The 2,902-nt window shown below is 63.0% G+C and carries 1 protein-coding gene and 1 pseudogene; one reads left to right on the top strand and one right to left on the bottom strand.

Going from position 1 to position 2,902, the window contains the following annotated elements; genetic code table 11:
* Positions 1–1,552, bottom strand: a pseudogene (locus tag V7D69_RS15715) (DNA-directed RNA polymerase subunit beta); the annotation flags it as partial.
* A 527-nt stretch (positions 1,553–2,079) separates the two neighbouring features.
* On the opposite strand from V7D69_RS15715, the gene V7D69_RS15710 reads away from it, so the two are divergent.
* Entirely contained in the window at positions 2,080–2,637 is a 558-nt protein-coding gene (locus tag V7D69_RS15710; RefSeq protein WP_324064341.1) for a hypothetical protein, read from the top strand.
* Positions 2,638–2,902: the final 265 nt, after the last annotated feature.

Here is a 2,902-nt window from a genome sequence, read left to right as displayed (position 1 = left end):
CGCGCACCGCGGCCACGGCCGGCTTGGCATTGATGAGATCGTTCGGCATCACCGTGGACACGTCAACGCTCGACATGCGCTCCTTGACCGCGCGCTCCATGCGCAGCAGGCCGACGCGGTACTGGTTTTCCAGCAGCTCGCCCACCGAACGTACGCGGCGGTTGCCGAGATTGTCGATGTCGTCGATTTCGCCCTTGCCGTCCTTCAGGTTCACCAGTTCCTTCACGACCGCGAGGATATCCTCGGTGCGCAGAGTGGTGACGGTGTCCTCTGCATCGAGGCCCAGGCGCATGTTGAGCTTGACCCGGCCGACGGCGGAAAGGTCGTAGCGGTCGGCATCGAAGAACAGGCCAGCGAACAGGGCTTCGGCGGTTTCCTTCGTCGGCGGCTCGCCGGGGCGCATCACCTTGTAGATTGCCTCAAGGCCCATGTCGCGGCTGTCCGCCTTGTCCGCCTTCATGGTGTTGCGGATCCAGGGGCCGGTATTGATATCGTCGATGTCGAGCAGGTCGATCTGGTCGATGCCCGCCTTGTCGAGCGCTTCGAGGTTTTCCGGCGAGACTTCATCGCCCGCCTCGATCCAGATCCGGCCGGTGGATTCGTCGATCAGGTCCTTGGCGGAATAGCGGCCGAAGATTTCCTCCGTCGGGATCAGAAGCTCTTCGAGGCCGTCCTTCTGCGCCTTGTTGGCGACGCGGGGGCTGACCTTCTGGCCGGCAGGGAAGATCACTTCGCCGGACTTCGCGTCGACCACGTCGAACGCAGGCTTCGCGCCGCGCCATGCCTCGGGCACGTAAGGCAGGCGCCAGCCACCTTCGCCGCGCCTCCACGTCACGGTCTCATAGAAATAGTCAAGGATCTGCTCGCTATCGAGGCCCAGCGCGTAAAGCAGCGAAGTGACCGGCAGCTTGCGCTTGCGGTCGATGCGCACGTTCACGATGTCCTTGGCGTCGAACTCGAAATCGAGCCACGAGCCGCGATAAGGGATCACGCGGGCGGCGAAGAGGAACTTGCCCGAGGAGTGAGTTTTGCCGCGGTCATGGTCGAACAGCACGCCCGGCGAACGGTGCATCTGCGAGACGATCACGCGCTCGGTGCCGTTGATGAAGAAGGTGCCGTTCTCGGTCATGAGCGGCATGTCGCCCATGTAGACGTCCTGCTCCTTGATATCGAGGACGGAGCGGGTCTCGGTTTCCTGGTCAACCTCGAACACGATCAGGCGCAGGGTGACCTTCATCGGCGCCGCATAAGTGATGCCGCGCTGGCGGCACTCGGTCACGTCGTACTTCGGGTCTTCCAGTTCGTAATGAACGAAGTCCAGCTCGCTGGTGCCGGCGAAGTCGCGGATCGGGAACACTGAACGCAGCGTCTTTTCCAGGCCCGAGACATAGCCCACCGAGGGATCGGAGCGCAGGAACTGTTCATAGCTTTCGCGCTGAACCTCGATGAGGTTGGGCATCTGGACGACTTCGTGGATGTCGCCGAAGATCTTGCGGATGCGCTTCTTGGCCGTGCGTCCGCCATTGGACGTGTCGAGGGGCTTCGTCGCCATGTGGGTCTTTTGCCTCTTCGCTTCTGAAGGGCCGATTCGCATCAGCCCTGAAATTTCGTCTTCGCGAGAATGGGCGCTACCGCCGTGAGACGGAGGCCCGAGACGCCAAAAGGCCGCTGGCATGCAGGGGAATTTCTGTAAAAAGTCCCATGCGGCCCGCAGCCTTCGCGTCAAAATGAAAACCCGGATCGCTTCCTTCCCGAGCGTGTCCCCGCGCATGGACCCGCCTTGCTCGAAGCGCCGAGCGAGCCGCCCATATAGGTTTTCGTTTCCAACATGTCAAATCGTCGGAAGGGGCGGGAGCCATCTGCTGCGCGGGTCCTGTTGTAATTGTTCCGGGAGAGAATCGCCCGGAATCCTCTGGGAAGGGCGGTATTTGGTTGCGAGCCGTTGAATTTTAGAACATCAATTCGGAGAAATACTTGCTTAGTAAAGCAAGCATCGGTTCATCGCGTTTCAAACGGCGTCTTGTCCTATATTTTCAGTCGACACGGGCTAAAGGGACGGTTTCCCGCGTTAGTTAAGACATGGAACGGACAATCATTCACCGCTTGCCTCGTGCCATTCGGGCGATTGCCACGGTCTCCGTGCTATCCGCCACGCCGGCCCTGGCGGCCGCCGAACCGCCGACAGTGCCCACAACCGAGATGAAAGGCCCTGTCGCCGAAGGCGCCCTGGCGCGCGGCTCCGTGCCGGCGCGCATTGCGCCTTCCGCAGCCTCGCCGGGTGTGGACAGCGCTGGCCTGGCGCTTGCGGTTGGTGCGGGCCTGTTGGCGGCGCTCGGCCTCGCCGGGACCGGAATGATCGCGCTGTCCTGGCGCCGCCGTGAACGCCGTTTCGAGGCGGAGCGGCACAAGCCCGTGTCCAAAGGTCCGCCAACAGCGTTGGACCACGGCGCTGTTTTTGCCGATCCGGAAGAGCGGCGCGCGGCGATTGAGCTGATGGTGGCGGCTCCGCCGGACGCCGGGAACCCCTTCGTGACGCGCGCGGCGCGCATGCGCCGGGCACGCGGACTGCTGCAGGCTCGCGAGCGATTGCGGGAGCAGAACCAGCGCTTCGACCGGCGAGTTTACCGCTCGGCCTAGGCGGCGTGGACAAATTCCCTGCAGCCACGGTTGCCCTGTAATAGGCCCTGGCAAGGCGCGGGGCCGCAGACAGAGTGGGCCTCTTTCAAGGCCGCGCAACGCCGCCGGGGCCTATTACAGGGCAACCCCGCAGGGGCTGGGCCAAAAGCCGCCACTTCCGCGTCAGTTCGACTTGACGTATCGACATACGCCTTCGTCTTACCTCCTTGAATTGACGGCTTTTGACTCCAGCCGTGGGTGCGGGGAATTTGTCCACGCCGCCTAG

It is taken from the genome of Novosphingobium sp., from assembly GCF_036733805.1.
Classification (GTDB): domain Bacteria; phylum Pseudomonadota; class Alphaproteobacteria; order Sphingomonadales; family Sphingomonadaceae; genus Novosphingobium.
This window is presented reverse-complemented; position numbering and strand designations above follow the sequence as displayed.

Bases quoted from the DNA above. Each gene is read 5' to 3' on its own strand.
- V7D69_RS15710 (WP_324064341.1), top strand. From the start codon at position 2,080: ATGGAACGGACAATCATTCACCGCTTGCCTCGTGCCATTCGGGCGATT.